This window comes from Bifidobacterium choloepi (assembly GCF_010667615.1).
GTDB classification, from domain to species: domain Bacteria; phylum Actinomycetota; class Actinomycetes; order Actinomycetales; family Bifidobacteriaceae; genus Bifidobacterium; species Bifidobacterium choloepi.
The window spans coordinates 12,646-28,829 of the sequence record NZ_VYSG01000006.1; the positions used below are offsets into that span (position 1 = coordinate 12,646).

The 16,184-nt window shown below is 65.8% G+C and carries 10 protein-coding genes; 4 read left to right on the forward strand and 6 right to left on the reverse strand.

Annotated elements, in window-relative coordinates; genetic code table 11:
- Window positions 1-1,572, reverse strand: coding sequence for a zinc-dependent metalloprotease (locus F6S87_RS08385; protein ID WP_163228215.1), 1,572 nt, complete (start codon window positions 1,570-1,572; stop codon window positions 1-3).
- Between the two features lie 64 nt (window positions 1,573-1,636).
- Between F6S87_RS08385 and F6S87_RS08390 the strand changes: the two genes are divergently transcribed.
- Window positions 1,637-2,563: a YlbL family protein gene (locus F6S87_RS08390; protein WP_231129464.1), complete on the forward strand. Its 927-nt coding sequence runs from the start codon at window positions 1,637-1,639 to the stop codon at window positions 2,561-2,563.
- Window positions 2,564-2,784: 221 nt separating this feature from the next.
- Here the strand turns inward: F6S87_RS08390 and F6S87_RS08395 are convergent, their stop codons facing one another.
- On the reverse strand, window positions 2,785-7,218 hold the full coding sequence (locus F6S87_RS08395) for a PA14 domain-containing protein (protein WP_163228216.1): 4,434 nt from the start codon (window positions 7,216-7,218) through the stop codon (window positions 2,785-2,787).
- Window positions 7,219-7,580: 362 nt separating this feature from the next.
- Between F6S87_RS08395 and F6S87_RS08400 the strand changes: the two genes are divergently transcribed.
- Window positions 7,581-8,474 (forward strand): PHP domain-containing protein, encoded by an 894-nt coding sequence (locus tag F6S87_RS08400; RefSeq protein ID WP_196779184.1) that lies wholly within the window; start codon window positions 7,581-7,583, stop codon window positions 8,472-8,474.
- Between the two features lie 137 nt (window positions 8,475-8,611).
- Here F6S87_RS08400 and F6S87_RS08405 read toward each other — a convergent pair whose 3' ends face one another.
- From F6S87_RS08405 to F6S87_RS08420, 3 genes are all read right to left on the reverse strand, one after another.
- Window positions 8,612-8,839, reverse strand: coding sequence for a DUF3107 domain-containing protein (locus tag F6S87_RS08405; protein ID WP_163228218.1), 228 nt, complete (start codon window positions 8,837-8,839; stop codon window positions 8,612-8,614).
- An 86-nt stretch (window positions 8,840-8,925) separates the two neighbouring features.
- Window positions 8,926-11,313, reverse strand: a complete 2,388-nt coding sequence (locus tag F6S87_RS08410) for a phosphotransferase (protein ID WP_231129468.1) — start codon at window positions 11,311-11,313, stop codon at window positions 8,926-8,928.
- A gap of 130 nt (window positions 11,314-11,443) precedes the next feature.
- Complete coding sequence (locus F6S87_RS08420) at window positions 11,444-13,165, reverse strand: ATP-dependent helicase (RefSeq protein ID WP_231129465.1); 1,722 nt, start codon at window positions 13,163-13,165, stop codon at window positions 11,444-11,446.
- Window positions 13,166-13,394: 229 nt separating this feature from the next.
- Here F6S87_RS08420 and F6S87_RS08425 point away from each other — a divergent pair, with 229 nt between their 5' ends.
- Window positions 13,395-14,012, forward strand: a complete 618-nt coding sequence (locus F6S87_RS08425) for a vitamin K epoxide reductase family protein (protein WP_163228234.1) — start codon at window positions 13,395-13,397, stop codon at window positions 14,010-14,012.
- Here F6S87_RS08425 and F6S87_RS08430 read toward each other — a convergent pair.
- A complete protein-coding gene (locus F6S87_RS08430) occupies window positions 14,009-15,109 on the reverse strand; it encodes a diaminopimelate epimerase (protein ID WP_163228220.1) in 1,101 nt (366 codons plus the stop codon). The genes F6S87_RS08425 and F6S87_RS08430 overlap by 4 nt on opposite strands.
- 143 nt (window positions 15,110-15,252) lie before the next feature.
- Here F6S87_RS08430 and murI point away from each other — a divergent pair, with 143 nt between their 5' ends.
- Entirely contained in the window at window positions 15,253-16,047 is a 795-nt protein-coding gene (murI, locus tag F6S87_RS08435) for a glutamate racemase (RefSeq protein ID WP_163228221.1), read from the forward strand.
- The last annotated feature ends 137 nt before the right edge of the window (window positions 16,048-16,184 follow it).

The following is a 16,184-nucleotide window of genomic DNA, read 5'->3' on the forward strand; positions in this document are numbered from 1 at the left end:
CTAGGCCTCGTCGGCGGAACCATCGGTGCCGCCATCGCCAGCCTGTTCGGACGAGTCGTCGCCGTCCGCGGCATCGCCGCCGTCGGACGAATCGTCATCATCGAACGAATCGTCGCCGGTTTCACCGGCGAGCAGCTTGCTGAACTCGTCGTCCCAGTCGATCGTCGTGGACGATTCGTCCGTCCCGGCCGCCGCGTCCGCAGCCGAGCCGGTACCCTCGCCGTCCGCAGCCGCGCCGTCAGCCGCCGGCAGGGCCTCGCCTTCCGGCAGGACCGGCAACATGTCCGGGTGGCCCCACATCGCGTCGCGCGCGACGGTGCCATCGTCCAGCGTGATCCTCTCCCACAGCGCGGCCGCCTCGCGCATCCGCTTCGGCCGCAGCTCGAGGCCCATCAGCGCCTCGAACGTGCGCTCGGCCGGACCGCCGACGGCGCGCTCGCGGCGCGTCATCTCGCGCAGCTGCTCGATGTGCGGGATGTGCGCCATGCCGGCGCGCCAGACCACGCAGTCCACCCAGCCCTCGACGAGCGCGAGCAGCGTCTCGATCGAGCGCATCGCCTCCTTCTGCTCCGGCGTGTCCGCAATGCCGACGTTCGTCAGGTTGACGGCGCCGGACAGCGCCTCCGGATCGAGCGCGCCGGCCTCGCGCAGCTGTTCCTCCATCGCGTCGAGGTCGATCGTGATGCCGCGCGCGTACTTGCCGATCAGCGCCTCGAAGCGCGGCATCAGCCACGGCACCGCCGCATACAGCCTCGCGTAGGCGGCCTCGTGCAGCGCGAGGAACTCGGTGACCTCGGCGACGTCGATGTCGAGCGACTTCGCGTACTCCTCGACGTTCTGCATGATCAGGCCGCCGGCCGGATTCTTCAGCAACGCCAGGCCCTGGTCGTAGCTGCCGCGCACCTCGTGACTCAGCGCGCCGGCCGCCTGGCCGAGCTGCATCGCATACGACGTCGTCGCGAACAGCTTCATCAGCTGCTTCGGGTCCTTCATGCCCTCGGGAATCTGGATCGGCACCGGGCCGGCGAACATGCCGGTGATCTCGCCGTCGATGTCGCCCAGGCGGTCGGCGATGACGGCCGTCAGCGCGTCGTTCATCGACTTCGCGACCGGCGCGGCAATGTCGGCCCACTTGTCGATCGTCCCCTCCACCCAGTTCGCGCGCGTCAACGCATCGGCCTCGCCGGCGACCGGGTCGAACTCGCAGGCCGTGTCCAGCCACAGGTTGACCTCGCTCATCGCGCGGCGTTCCATCATGCCGTCGGCGGCGGAGACAATCCGCTCGCTGCCGGCACCGCTCGCCTGCTGCAGCGCCAGCGACTTCGCGAGCTTGACGTTGATCGGCCCGTCGTCGACGGCTTCCTGCATGCCGCCGAACGTGCCGAGGCCACCGGCCGACATCGCCGTCATCATCGCCTGCATCTGTGCCGGATCCGGCAGCTCGGACGGATCCTGGCTGAGCAGCTGCTCGCGGATCTGCGGGGGCAGCTGCTGGATCTGGCTCCATGCCATCTCGCCCTGGACGGGACCGAAGCACTTGATGAGCCACTCGTGAATTGCATTGTCGTCCATCGGGACCCCCTGTTTAGAAACCTACTCGCATCCTAACGTCTGTCACCGCCATATTATTGGAATCATGTCGAATATGCACTCAAAACGCGCACAGGACTCGTCCAAGGCGCAGGAGACGGAATTTTTGCACGATTCTTCCGTCACCGACGGCCCCGATGTCCGGACATCCGACAGGCAGCACGGGCGAATCGTCCGCTATTTCCAGGGCCGTCCGAAGCGGTACTTCGTCGGCCTGTTCGCCGTCGTGCTCGCCGTCATCATCCTCGTGTGCCCGAGTGCCTATGTCATGGAGATGCCCGGCCCGACCGAGAACGTCCTCGGCAAGGACGGCGACACCGAGATCATCCAGGTGACCGGCGTCAAGACGTACGACGATCCGGGCCAGCTGCGCCTCGTCACCGTCAACGCGTCGGGCGTGCCCGGCTATCCGGTCACGAATGCCCAGATTCTCTACGCGTGGCTGAACAAGGAAATGATGGTGCTGCCGCGCGAGGCCGTCTTCGACACCACGCAGACGGCCGAGCAGTACGAGGCGCAATCGAGCAAGCAGATGAGCGATTCGCAGGACTCGGCGATCACCGCCGGCCTGGACTTCGCGAAGTCGCTGGGCATCGACGTGTCCGACGCGAAGGTGACGATGCACGTCGACGACATCGGCGGCCCGTCCGCCGGCATGATGTACGCGCTCGGCCTCGTCGACATGCTCACGCCGGCCGAGGAGACCGGCGGGCTGACGATCGCCGGCACCGGCACGATCGACGACGACGGCAACGTCGGCTCGATCGGCGGCATCGCGCTCAAGATGATCGGCGCGAAGCGCGACGGCGCCACGTGGTTCCTCGCGCCGGCCGCCAACTGCAGCTCCGTCGTCGGCAACGTGCCGGACGGCCTCAACGTCGTCAAGGTGAGCACGCTGTCCGAAGCCTACGCCGCCCTCGTCAAGATCGGCGAAGGCGAAGGCTCGACCCTCGCCACCTGCTCGGCCAGCTAGGAAAAGAGCGCCCTGGAAGGGAGCTGTCGGCGAAGCCGACTGAGGGTCGACCGCACGTCGTCGCGAAGCGACGCGTGCGCGCTGGAACGCAAGAAGTCCCGTAGGACACAAGTTCTACGGGACTTCCCAACTTCCAGCGCGCTCTCGCCGCCTTCGGCGGCATCGGCGGTCGACCCTCAGCCTCGCTACGCTCGGCAGCTCCCTTCCAGGGAGCTTCTCCCCTAGATCCGGCGCATCAGCGTCAGCGAGGAACCGACGAGGAGGAGACCGAAGGCGGTGACGAACCAGACGAGCCAGCCGGCCACGCCCGCGCCGCCGGTGCTCGGCAGCTCGTAGTACGGCACCGGCGTGTTGTAGTAGACAACGAACGTCGAGTTCGAGAACAGGCTCGTCAGGTCGAGCGGCGTGATCGAGGACGCCGCACTGCCGGAGGAGTCGCTACCGGTTTCATCCGCGACGGCGGCGGCTTCGTCGGCAATGGTCACCAGCTTCGTGTAGTTCGTGCTGCCGTCCCTTGACGACTGCGCGTAGCCGTAGATGTAGTCCTGGTACAGCACGAGCGAGCCCCAGCCCTCGTCAGTGTACAGGCGCATCATCTTCTCGCCCGCCTGCGAGAGGATCACGGTCCCGTCATCCGACACGCGCGCATCCTGATCGTCGTTCGGCTTGTAGTCGAAGATCGAGTCGCCTGATGCCGGGTCGTATTCGAGGTACGTGATCATGGCCTTGGTCACGTCGTCGGTCTGGGCGTTCGAGATGCCCGGCTCGCCCCGCTGGCCATCATCGACCTCGAACGAATACATGCCGTAGTGGCCGAGCTCGCCGCTCTTGATGTCGTCCTCGAACCCGGCGAACGTCTTCGAGTAGTTGACGCGCAGCAGCGACGCGATCCACGACAGCGACTCGTCGATGATGCCCATCGACGCGAACACGTCAAGCGACTTGACGACGTAGCCCGCGCCGTTGCCGACGATGACGCCGTTGCGATCGCCGCCGGCGTTCGCGTAGATCGCCGTCGAATGGACCTCGACGAGCGTTGCCTCGGGATTGATCTCGTACTGCACGCACTTCTCGCCGCCGGTCGCGCTCGCGTCGGCCGTGCAGACCACGGGTGCCGTCGTCTGCCGCAACACGTACCGTCCCTGAAGCAGTCGCCGGAAGTAGTTCGTGCCGTCCTCGCCGACATAATTGTCCGGATTGTTCTCGTCGAGCGTCGGCTTGACTTGGCTGTCGCCCTTGGCGTTCTTCGCCGGCGAGATCGTGTAGTTTTCGCCGCCGATCGTCACGGCGATCTGGCCGGCATTCGGGTAGGCATCGCGGTCGGTCAGCTGGTTGATTTCGTACGATCCGTACGCGGAAATGCGATCTCCGCTCTTGACATTGTTCTCGGGATCATCCTCGGGAGCGATGACCCACGCCACGCCCTTCGCGACGGTCGGGTTCGGCTCGACCGGATCCTCGAGCACGATGGTCGTCTCGTCGTCGGCGATGTAGTAGATCTGCGAAATGTCGTAGCCGTTCTCGTCCGTATCCTCGTTGAGCACCTCGTCGACACTGTACAGCGCGAAGCCGGAGCCGTCGTAGGTCGCCGAGTCGTCCTGGCCGTCGGTCTTGACCGGCTCCTCGTAGTACGTCTCGTCCCGGAAGATCAGGCGGTTCTCGACGTTTGGCACCTCGATCGTCGCCGACCACTGCATCGAGAAGCCGTCGTAGCCGTCGACAATGCCCTTGTGCGAGCGCACGCGGTGCGTGTTATTCTCATCCGCCGTCGCGAGCGAGTCTTCCGACGTGTAGTAGAACGCGATGAAGTACTGGATATCCTCCAGGAGCGCGTACCCCTTGGGGTCCGACTCCGGATCGTCCAGCACTGCCTGTACTTTCGCGGCAGAGCCCTCGAAGTAGGTCTGCTCGACGTAGGCGTAGTACTGCGAGGCATAGCCCGGCAGGCCCTCGACGAACACCTGCATGCCGGAGGCGCTGTAGGTGAACACCGAATTGCCGTAGCCATTGGCTTCCTGCTGCCGTGCGGCCTCAATCGCGCCGGCAAGGCCACGATCCTCCGTCTTGGAGTAGCCGACCTCGTCGTTGCCGTAGATACGGTCCCAGTCCGCCATCTTGTCGAGGCTGAAGTCGGCGCCGTTGCGCTTGAGGACGACGGCGAACAACGTGCCGTTGGTTGTCATGTCGCCGGGCGAATAGTAGTTGACGGTACCTCCTGTCGCGCCAGTCGTCTGGTCAACGAGGTACAGCGTGTTCGTCGCCGTCACCAGCGCGTTCGGACTGGCCCAGACGCCAGTCGAGTACGGGCTTACCGACTGCAGCAGGTCGCCGTCGAAGCGCAGCAACGCCTCGTTGGAGACAGCGTGGTAGCCTTCCGGCACGAGAATTTCGCGCAGGATGAACTGTTCGCCAAGCATGGTCTTCAATTCGGCGACCGAATACGGCGAGCCATATGGATCATCGAAAATCATCTGTCCGGAGTAGTCGGTCACGCCGGTGTATGTCGGCTTGAACAACAGATCCTTGCCCCGATACACATAACCGGCATCGCTGGCGGTCAGGTCGGTAATGACCGTCACATCCTCCGTCGGCCAGCCGGCGTAGCCGCTGCCGTCGGCGAGCAGGTACTGGTACGAGTTGGTCGTGCTGTCCCACTCGCCGTTGGTCTGGTACGTTGCGAAGACGGCTCCGGCGAGCGCCTCGCCGTACTGGTCGATCTTCATCAGTGACGTCGTCGGAATCTCGGTGAGGTTCGACTTGAACCACATGTTCGAGTCGCTGTTGCCGCGCTCGAGGTAGTAGAACTTCAGCGTATGCGTCGTGTTGTCGGCGAACGTGTCAGGGGCGGTGGTGCTCCATTCGCGCTCTTTCTCGAGACCAGCCGCTGCAAACTGCGCGCGGATTGTCGTCGTCTTGTCGACAACGGTGCCGTTGTTCCTCGTAATGGAGACGGAACCATCGACGAAGTTGATCTTGACGCCGACCGGATCATGAATACCACCGAGGTCGGCGACGAGCACGTCATCGATGTAGATCCAGACGTCGTCGTCGCCGGTGAACTCGAACGTCGTCTCCTGCTTGCTGTTAATGTCGGCGTAGCCGCCATCCTTCTGGATGAAGCGGGTGACGATGTTGAGACCGAAGTAGTGGTTGAGCACATCGGCATAGCAGCCTTGTCGGTCGTCGACCTCGCCGATCGTGTTGAACGGGAAGAATTCGCCGGTCACGCTCGACTTGCAACTCGCCGGCTCGTTGTAGACAGTGAACGAATTGGTTTCTTCGTCGAAGGACGCGAAGCCATCCTTGCTGTTGTATTCGAAGTAGCCCTCGTCGTTGATGCTGAGCAGCCCCTGCACGTCGGTGAACACGAGCTTGCCGTCCTGCTGCTCGCTTTCCGGCGTCGTCGCCAGCGAATTGCCGGCGGCGTCGGTTGCCGGATTGAACAGGTAGTCCAGCGATTCCTGCGTATCCAGCTTGTCACTGTCCGGGAACACGCCAAAGTTGCCAATGTCGCCGCCGGACAGGCGCGGATAGCTTTCGCCGGCCGTAATCGAGTTGGCCAGGATGCCGTAGCGGGGGCCGTTGCCCGATTCGGTCCACTTGTTGTAGTCACCATAGGACCAGCCGGAATCCGTGAGCGTGTCGTTGCCGCTGTGGAACTTCAACGCATGCTGGTAGTTGATGCCCCGGTTGATGCCATACCAGTTGCTGTTCGTCGTGCCATCGGGATCCGAGCGATTCTCGCCAGTCCAGTAGTCGAACAGGTTGATGACGACGCTGGCCGGATTGACAGTGCTGGTGTTGATGGTCGGTTCGACGTACAGGCGCAGCTTGCTGCCGCCACCGGTTTCGTTCCAGCCAGCCCATAGCGACATGCTATCCACGTCGCCGCTGTATGTATTGATGTAGTACGAACCATACTGCAGGTAGAAGGTGTTGTCGTCGTTGATCGTGACCGTCACCTTCGTCGCCTGGGCCTTGTTCGTCACGAGTGTCAGGTTCTTGGCATTGCCGTTGAAGTACTCTTCGCCCGAACGGGTCTTCAAATAGTAAACGTTGTCACCGTCGCCGGTCTTCTCGAACTGCCAGTAGGCGGAGCTCGCGTCCATCGTGCCGGGCTGGTCGGTGTCGAATCCCTGTGCCGATCCGGTCTTGGTGATGTCCGTCATCACGTTCTTGCCGGCGCTGCCGGCAATGATGACGTCGTCGTAGTCAGCCAGCGTCTCCGCCGAGTAGGTCCGGACATAGGTGTTGACCGACGACTCCTCATCCGCGAGGGCTTCAATTCCCTCGTCGTCGGATTCGTCCTCGTCATGCGCGTCGGCGTCGGCATCACCGGTAGCTTCGTCGGCGTCGGGAGTGGCGGCGGCATCCGTCGTCTCCAGGTCGTCGGAGTCCGCCTCACCCCCTCCTGAAACGGCGGTGGAGCCGTCGCCGGCATCCTCCGCCACATCTTGATCGGCAACGGCCGAATCGGAAGGATCGTTCAGATTGGAGGATTCTTCCGTCGCGGACGAATCGTCCTCGCTGACGACGGCCGACGAGCCGTCCGACGGCGCGGCCGTTTCGTCGGCTACCGCCGGCGTGACCGCCGTCGCCAGCACGAGTGCAATGATGGCGAGCACCGACAGCGTCGTCGCCGTCAGTTCGCCCACGAGATGAAAATTCCTGCGGCGCATGGTTCTCCCCCGTTATCTCTACTTCCCTGGTTCGATCGGCCCGAATCCCCATCGTCTCGCCGATAAACCGTGCGTCTGCCTGTCAATGCAGTTTTATTCTTCAGTGTAGGATAACCAGACAATCCCGCTCAATTGCCCCATTGTTTCTCTACCACTCCTTGACAAGACCCGTCAGGTTCGGCTTGCCTGACGGCTCGCCAACTCCCACCGCTTCGCGGCTTCGCCGCTCAGCGACTCCCTCTGAAGAGGGAGTCTGTCCCCCGCTTTCCGGATGTCATGACCCGGACTGGCGGCCCGGGTTGGTGACACCCGAAACAAAACAGGACGAATCGTCTACGATGGAAACCATGAGCGACTATACGATTCCCGAGGTGCCGCCGACGGTCGGCTGGGACCTCCATTGCCATACGGCGTTTTCCGACGGCACCGAGAGTCCGGCGACGCTGGTGGAGGACGCGAAGGAACTCGGGCTGCACGGCGTCGCCATCACCGACCATGACACGACGGCCGGATGGCCGGCGGCGCAGGAGGCCGCTTCCCGACTCGACTATCCGCTCGTCCGCGGCACCGAAATCACCGCCGTCGACGACCACGTCTCCGTCCACATGCTCGCCTACCAGTACAACCCGAAGAGCCGGCATATCTGCGAACTGTTCGCGAAGACGCGGCAGTCGCGGCTCGAACGCACGAAGAAGATGGTCGAGAAGATGTCGAAGGACTATCCGATCACGTGGGACGACGTGCTCGCGCAGGTGCGCGAGGGCGAGCAGACGACGATCGGGCGCCCGCACATCGCCGACGCGCTCGTCACCGCCGGCGTCTATCCGACGCGCTCGGACGCGTTCGCCGGCATCGTCGCCACGAGCAGCCCCTACTACATCCCGACGCCGTCACCGACGGCCGCCGAGGTCGTCGCGGCTGTCGGCGAGGCCGGCGGCGTCTCGGTCATTGCCCACGTCGCCGACCCGGGCCGCAACGTGCATGTCCTGAGCGACGACCAGATTGCGCGACTCGTCGACGCCGGCCTCGACGGACTCGAGGTGTGGCACCGCGGCAACCCGGTCGCCGCGCGCCCGCGGCTGCTCGCGCTGGCGAGGAAGTACCACCTGCTCGTCACCGGCGGCTCCGACTGGCACGGCGCCGGCAAGCCGAACCGTCTCGGCGAATTCCTGACCGACGACGCCACCGTCGCCGAAATCGTCTCTCGCGGCGCCATTCCGCTGTGGGTGTGAATAGGTAACCGTGGAGGAGAGCCCCCCACAATATGCAAAAATCCCCTGGAAGGGGATCGATGAGCGCGATAGCGCGAATCGAGGGGTCGACTTGCTTCGTTCGCCGATCCCCCTCCAGGGGATTCGAAGTAGAAGACTTACTCCAGGTTGTTGAAGCCGACGGCGTGGCGGGTTTCGCTGCCGACGATCGCGTAGGCGAGCGCGCTGGCCGGAACGATGAAGTTGCGGCCCTTGTTGTCGGTCAGCTCGATCGGCTCGCCGCTCGCGAGCGCGCGCTCGATCGTCTCGGAGACTTCCTGCGCCGTCGCGTCCGTCGCGAACGTCACGGCGCGCGCCACGTTCTGGATGCCCAGTTCGATGTCCATGTCTGTCAACCTTTCCTTCGTGGCGACTGTCGGTCGCCGTCGTGAATGATTCGTGTTGTAGTCGGTTCTACCAGACCAGTCCCGTGTCAGCGGTCGGCGTGACCGTCGCCGGCCTGGTCGCCGTCGTGGTTGCCGTCGCGGTCGCCGTCGATCAGGCCGCGGGCGTCGCGCATCGCGCGTTCCTCGCGCTCGAGCAGCGGAATCAGGACGGTCTCGGGGCCGGGGGCCTCGTTGTGCGCACGCACGTGCGAGTCGCCGGTCATGTCGGTCTCTCCGGTGACGTCGGTCTCGCCGGTCAGGTCTGTTTCGCCAGTCAGGTCTGTTTCGCCGGTCAGATCGGTTTCGCCGGTCTCGTCGGCGAAATCGTCGTCGGACATCCACGCGGCAGCCTCGGTCCGCGACACGTCGACATATCCGGTGTGCTCGCTCAGGTCGGAGATGACGTGCGGCAGCGCCGAGCTTGCCGTCATGTCGGAAGCGCCTTCGCCGTTGCCGTCGGCGGTTTCGGCTGTGCTCTCGTCGGCGGTCCGGTCAGTGCGCTCGGTCGCGGTTTCGCCCGTGGCTTCGTCGTCGCGATCGTGCCGACGCGCGGCGGCGAGCACGCCGGAGTACGTGAGCATGCCACCAAGCTCGAAATCGCCCGAATCGTCGACGGCTTCGCCTGCCTGCGACGATTCGCCCGTCTCGTCGGCATCTGCCTCTTCGACGATTTCTCCGGACGATTCGTCCGTCGCTGACCCGGCCCCGGCGACATCCGCATCCCCGGCTGCCACGTAGGTTTCCTCGACGGCGACGATGGTCGCCTCGCCGGTGCCGTCCATGGTGCCATCGGCGACGTCTTCGACGATGTCCCCCTCACGATTGTCGGCCGCGGCACCGTTGGCCGCGCCTCCGACGACGAGGTGCAGTCCCGCGTCGGCGTGCTCGCCGGTGGCGGCGATGTCGGTCTCGCCGGTCAGGTCGGCGACGGCGGCCGCGATCGATTCGCCGGTCTCGTCGGCGAGGAGCTCGACTTCGGTGCGCTCGACCTCGACCTGCACGGCGCGGCGCGAGAACGATCCGGTCGGCGGAACCGCGAGCAGCGCGTCGGCCGTCGCGTCGACCGAGGCGCCGTTGACGTTGAGCGGACGGACTTCCGGGCCGGTCCACGACATCGACGCGAGCGCGGCGGCGCGGCTGACGGCCGGCTCGACGATCGTCGGCGCGTCGGCCGACACATCGTAACCGTCGCCGGCGTTGCCGGTGCCGTCGTCGCGAATATCGTCGCCGCGGCGGCGCGACGATTCGAACGTGGCGTCGCTCGTGTGGTCAATTTCCACATCCTGACGCGAGGCCGGCGCGGGGCGCACCGGTCCGCGGCGATCGGCTCCGGAGTCGGGCGCCGCCGTGGCGGACGAATCGTTCCCCCTCGAGGCGGACGCTGCCGTGGCGTCGTCGGCCGGGCCGACGCCGTCGCGCAGCAGCGTGTTGACGGTGACGGTGCTCGGGTTGCCCGCTGAGCGGGCGCGCACGCCGGGACCGCCATGGCCGCTGGCCTCGTTACGGTGCCGCGTGACGTTGATCTCGTGGGCGAGCTTGTCGACCATCGCCTTGAACTGCATGATTTTCGCGTTGTCGCCGCGGTTGAGCGCCTGGACGAAGTCGCCGACCTGCTCCATCTGCACCCACAGGTTGGCGCGCAGCATGATCAGGTCGTCAAGCCGGTTGCCGAGGATCCGCCCGTATGCGGCGAGGACGGCGTTGCGGTGCGTCTCGTCGAGCTTCGAGAAGATCCACGCGAGGTCGCGTGCCGGGTCGTTGAGCTGCGTTTCCTGCCAGTTCGTGACCGTCGTGATCGTCGAGCCGGAGAAGATGAAGTCGCCGTCCGAGAAGCCGCCGTGCACCGGACAGGTGGTAAATGACCACAAGCCGTCCGTCTCGAGGATCGACGACCAGCTGTCGGTGATTTCCGACGGCACGTGACCGGCCGACTGCAGCCGGCGGATCCATGCCGTGAGCTGCGCGAGAATCTGGCCGGTCGTGTAGCGCGGATAGCCGGCGTCGACGATGAAGTTCGGCCGCATGCGATGGATCGTGCCGATCGCCGTGCCGACGGCGGCGCAGTCGTCGAGCGTGAGCAGGTCGAGCGAGCGCGAGACGCCTTCGGGATGGATCGTCATCAGGATGCTGGAATCGCCGTCGATGGCTTCGTCGTCATCGTCGGCCTTGAACGCGACGGCATGGTCGACGCCGAAGCCGAGCCCCGCGAACTCGTTCGACTTCGCGATCGCCTTCGCCGACTTCCAGCGGCCACGCAGCCGCTTCTTGCCGGACTTGCGGTCGGCGACGTACACGTTGTACAGCGTGCCGCGCACGTCCTGCACGACGGCCTGCTGGATGCCGTGCTCGCGGTCGGTGTCGTTGTCCTGCTCGCTGTCGCGCACGCCCGCGACGCCGATGGTCGGGAGGGCCGCCGAGGCCATCGCCGCCATCATAAGGTTGCTTCGTCGTTCACTCACGCCTTCCAATGTAGTACAACTCGTGCGCAAGACGTGCCTCTGCACGGTTCTTTTGATGTCGCGGACCCGGGCTGCCGGCTCGGGTTTGCGACACGGCAGGAACAAGCTACCGCAAGAACCGGCTCGGGTGACGCAGGGCGCCGCGACCGGATTGCTTGCGACGAGCGTAGCTGACGTGCAGCTTGTCCTCGGCGCGCGTGACGCCGACGTACATGAGCCGCCGCTCTTCCTCGAGCGCGTCGCTGTCCTCCGGCGGCGAACCGTACGGCAGCAGCCCCTCGGAGGCGCCGACGAGGAACACCTGCCTGAACTCGAGGCCCTTCGACGCGTGGATCGTCGAGATTGTCACGCAGGTCACGTCGCGCATCCGCTGCACTTCGTCGGCGGCGGTCATCGGCGCCGGATCGGCGCCCACGCCGTTGTCCGGAGCGCCAGTCGGGTCGCTGCTCCCCCGCGCTTCGCCGCCAGCCGCTGTCGCACCCGCGCCGGCTTCCACCGCGCCCGCGTCGCCGTCGACATTGTCGTACGGCTGCGGCTGCGCATCCGGCTGCGTGTGGATGTCCGGCTGCGCCTGGGCGTCCGGCTGCGCCCCGGCCGGCACGTCGGCGAGCGCCGATTCCTGCCAGCCGTTGTCCCGGCGCAGCTGATAGCGCAGGCCGACTTCCTCGAGCGCCTTCGCGAAGACGCGCTGCTGCGCATTGAGGCGGGTGAGCACGGCGCAGTCGGCGGCGCGGCCCTCACCGCGGTCGACGTAGGCGCGAATCTGCGCCGCGACGGCGCGCGCCTCGTCCTCGTCGCTCTCGTACATGAGCCGCGAGACGCGCGGCGACCCGGTGCGTACCGCATGCAGCTTCAGGTACCGGTCACGAACGGGAGAATCGTTCAGGATGCCGTTGGCGCAGCGAATGATCGGCGGATTCGAGCGGTAGTCGGCGTCCAGCCGCACGTCGGCCGTCAGCGGCTCGAACTCGGCGCCGAAGTTCGTCAGGTAGTGGCTGGTCGCGCCGGCGTAGCCGTAGATCGTCTGCGCCGGGTCGCCGACGACGCAGACGTTGCGGTTGTCGCCGAGCCACAGTCGCATCAGCCGGTGCTGCAGCGGCGAGACGTCCTGGTATTCGTCGACGGTCAGGAAGCCGATGTGCCGGCGAATTGTCGCGGCGGCCTCGGGAAACTGCTCGAGGACATGGCAGGCGACGAGCAGGATGTCGTGAAAGTCGATTTCGGCGCGGCTCGTCTTCACCGTCTCGTAGGTCTCGTAGACGTCGACGAACTGTTCTGGCGTCAGCGCGCACGGCGGCTGCCGGTGCGTCGCCGAGCAGACGCGCGGGTAATCCTCCGGCGCGACGAGCTGGACCTTGCACCAGTTGATCTCGGCGTGGACGTCGCGCACCATCATCGGGTTGAGGTTGGCGATGTTCGTGATCCTCGTGATCGCCTGCGAGACGTTGCGCTCCTGATGCTCGCTGATGTGCGGAAACGGCCCGTCGACGATGTCTTCCCAGACGCCGGGCCGGTCGCCGTCGCCCACGAGCTGCCGCAGGGCGGCGGAATGGAACGTCGCCGCCGTCACGCCGTCGACGCCAAGCCGGTCGAGCCGGCTCTTCATTTCGCGGGCGGCCTTGACGGAGAACGTCACGGCGAGCACCTTGTTCGGGTTCCAGTCGCCGGACTCGACGGCGTACGCGATCCTGCGCGTAATCGTCCGCGTCTTGCCGGCACCTGCGCCGGCGATGATCCGCACCGGCCCGTCGACCGCCGTCGCCGCCTCGCGCTGGGCATCGTCGAGGTCGGTCAGCAGGGCCTGGGCAGTCGAAATCATGCCAATCATTGTGCACGATTCATCCGTCTGCTTCAAGTCCCCGTCTCCCTCCTCCTCACCTACTTAATCCCCTGGAAGGGAATTGGTACCTGCGCCCGCAAAGAAGACGGACGAATCGTTGCTAAGATCGGAACCACTGTGCGACGAAAGTCCGATGAACAATGGAGCGGCGATGACCAGGACGCATGACGAACACAACGATCCCGACGGACGCGGCGCCCGCGACGGCGGCCGGCCGATGCCGCGGGGCTGGCGGCACGGCTCGACGTGGCTGTATCTCGTCATGCTCGCGGCGAGCGGCGTGGCGCTGATCGTCTCGTTCATCCTGTCGGCCGACACGCTCAAGCTCGCCCGCAATCCCGACCAGCTGCTCGGCTGCGACGTCAACGGCATCATTTCCTGCTCCGACGTCGCGAAGTCGTGGCAGGCGGAAATCGTCCAGTTCGCCGGACTGAGCTACCCTAACGCGTTCTTCGGCATCGCCGCCGAGTCGGTGTTCGTGACGATCGCCGTCATCGGCCTCGCCCGCGTGAAGGTGCCGCGCTGGTTCGCGCTGTGCACGTGGCTTGGCTCGCTCGCCGCGTTCTGCTATGCCTACTGGCTGACGAGCCAGTCGCTGTTCGTCATCCAGGCGCTGTGCCCGTGGTGCATGCTGCTGATGGCGTCGACGACGATCCAGTTCATGGCCGTCAGTCACGCGACCGTCACCGTCCAGCGCCTGCCGGGTCGACGCAGCCCGTTCTACACCTATTACCGGCTCAACTACGACCTGATGGCCGACATCCTGTGGATTGTCGTCGTCATCGCCATCATCCTGGTCAAGGACGGCGACCAGATCTTCGCCGGCCTGTTCTAGCGCAGCGTGGCCTCGTAGACGATTTCGGCGTCGCCGGTCAGCAGGATGTCGTCGTCGGTGACGTCGAGGCGCAGCGTGCCGCCGCGGACGGTGATCAGCCAGTGGTTGACGCCGGTCTTCGCGCGCAGCACGATCGCCGTCGCGCACAGGCCGGTGCCGCAGGACAGCGTCTCGCCACATCCGCGCTCGAAGACGCGCATCGTCGCCTCGCCGAGATCCTCGTCGGCCGAGATCTCGTCAACGCGGACGAACTCGACGTTCTGGCCGTGCTCGAGCGCGGCGGCCCGCGTGGCCGCGAGCGCCTCGGCGCGGGCCGGATCATCGGAAATCGTCGGCTCCTTCGTCGCCGGCACGACGACCGGCGCGACGGTCAGGTTCAGGTCGCCAAGCACCGGCAGCGACGAGTAGGCGTCCTCGATGACGGCGACGACGTGCGGATTGCCCATGTCGACGAACGTGCCGAGCGCCTCGCCGTCGGCGGTGTTGCCGGTCGGCGCGCCGGTGCCGCCAGCCGGTCCTGCCGCGCCCATCGTGACGACGTATTCGTCGGTCTTGCCGTCGCCGGCCGCGCCCATCGACCAGTCGCCCATGTCGACGCGGAAGACGTGCCTGCCGAGGCCGTCGACCTCGCCGAGCGACGTCAGCACCTTGACGCCGGCCCGCGTGCCGAGCCGGAACTGCACGTCGTCGTGCGCATCGTTGTTCTTGCCACCGTCGGACGCCCCGGTCTCGCCGGAGCCGCGCGAATCGTCGCCGAAGTCGTCGAAATCGACGACGCCGGCAACGTCGGCGGCAAACCTCGCCGTCGCCCGCGTGCCGTTGCCGCACATCTCGGCGAGCGAGCCGTCGGCGTTGCGATAGTCCATGAACCATTCGGCGCCGTCGGCGCGCAGCCTGTCGACGGTTTCGGCGGACAGGTCGGCGACGTGCTCCGGCCTCGTCAGACGGATCAGCCCGTCGGCCCCGACGCCGAAGTGCCGGTCACACAGCCGGACGACCTCCTCTTCGGAAGGATCGTACTGGCCGTCCGGATCGGCGTACAGCACGAAGTCGTTGCCGGTCGCCTGCCCCTTGAACACTGTTGCTGGAATACTCATGGCTCCACTGTACGCGGCCGGCACCCCCGTCGCCGCGCTTGTTCTCTTCATGTCGCAAAGCCGGACAACAGGCCCGGCTTTGCGACATGAAAAATTCTCTCCCTCGCCGTACGATGGCCGCAAACGCAACGAAAGGACGAACCATGGCTTCCAGCGCACCGATCGGCGTGTTCGATTCGGGACTCGGTGGCATCTCGGTCGCGCGGCAGATCCACGACGACCTGCCGGCCGAGGACATTCTCTACTTCGGCGACTCGGCGAACGCGCCGTACGGCACGAAGTCGATCGAGCAGGTGCGCGCGCTGTCGTTCGATATTGTCGAACGATTCGTCCGCCAGGGCGTCAAGGCCGTCGTCATCGCCTGCAACACGGCGACGAGCGCGGCCGTCGACGGCCTACGCGACCGCTACGACATCCCGATCATCGGCATGGAGCCGGCACTCAAGGTCGCCGCCGACGCCGGCCACGGCGAGCGGCAGGACATCATCGTCGCCGCCACTCCGCTGACGCTGCGCGAGAAGAAGTTCGCAGACCTGATGGCCCGCTTCGACGACGACCACACGATCCACCGGCAGCCGTGCCCGGCGCTCGTCGAGATCGTCGAGGACGGCAAGCTCGACGACCACGACCTCGTCATGTCGACGCTGGAAGGCTACTTTGGCGACTACGACCTCGACCATACCGACGCCGTCGTCCTCGGTTGCACGCATTTCGTCTTCTACCGCGACTATTTCCGCGAACTGCTGCCGCCCGGCACCGCCATCATCGACGGCAACGCGGGCACGTCGCACCACCTGCGCGTCGTCCTCGAGTCCCTCGGCCAGCTCGCTCCCGAAACGAACCCCGACGGCACCGCGCATGTCGGCCATGTCACCCTCGCCAACAGCGATCCGTCCGACCGCCTCCTGCGGCTCTCCGAAGACCTGCTGAACCGCTGACTTTCCTGAACCCGGCTCCCTGGAAGGGAACTGTCGAGCGAAGCGAGACTGAGGGTCGACGCGTTCGGCCCAGCCGAACGCCGGTTTCCAAGTGGAGGCCGTAGACCTCCGCGAGGAAACCGTGTGGGCCGCCAACC

What these genes read in the sequence shown, in the direction of transcription:
- F6S87_RS08385 (WP_163228215.1), bottom strand. Translation starts at nt 1,572, where the DNA reads ATGGACGACAATGCAATTCACGAGTGGCTCATCAAGTGCTTCGGTCCC.
- F6S87_RS08390 (WP_231129464.1), top strand. Translation starts at nt 1,637, where the DNA reads ATGTCGAATATGCACTCAAAACGCGCACAGGACTCGTCCAAGGCGCAG.
- F6S87_RS08400 (WP_196779184.1), top strand. Translation starts at nt 7,581, where the DNA reads ATGGAAACCATGAGCGACTATACGATTCCCGAGGTGCCGCCGACGGTC.
- F6S87_RS08405 (WP_163228218.1), bottom strand. Translation starts at nt 8,839, where the DNA reads ATGGACATCGAACTGGGCATCCAGAACGTGGCGCGCGCCGTGACGTTC.
- F6S87_RS08410 (WP_231129468.1), bottom strand. Translation starts at nt 11,313, where the DNA reads ATGATGGCGGCGATGGCCTCGGCGGCCCTCCCGACCATCGGCGTCGCG.
- F6S87_RS08420 (WP_231129465.1), bottom strand. Translation starts at nt 13,165, where the DNA reads ATGATTGGCATGATTTCGACTGCCCAGGCCCTGCTGACCGACCTCGAC.
- F6S87_RS08425 (WP_163228234.1), top strand. Translation starts at nt 13,395, where the DNA reads ATGCCGCGGGGCTGGCGGCACGGCTCGACGTGGCTGTATCTCGTCATG.
- F6S87_RS08430 (WP_163228220.1), bottom strand. Translation starts at nt 15,109, where the DNA reads ATGAGTATTCCAGCAACAGTGTTCAAGGGGCAGGCGACCGGCAACGAC.
- murI (WP_163228221.1), top strand. Translation starts at nt 15,253, where the DNA reads ATGGCTTCCAGCGCACCGATCGGCGTGTTCGATTCGGGACTCGGTGGC.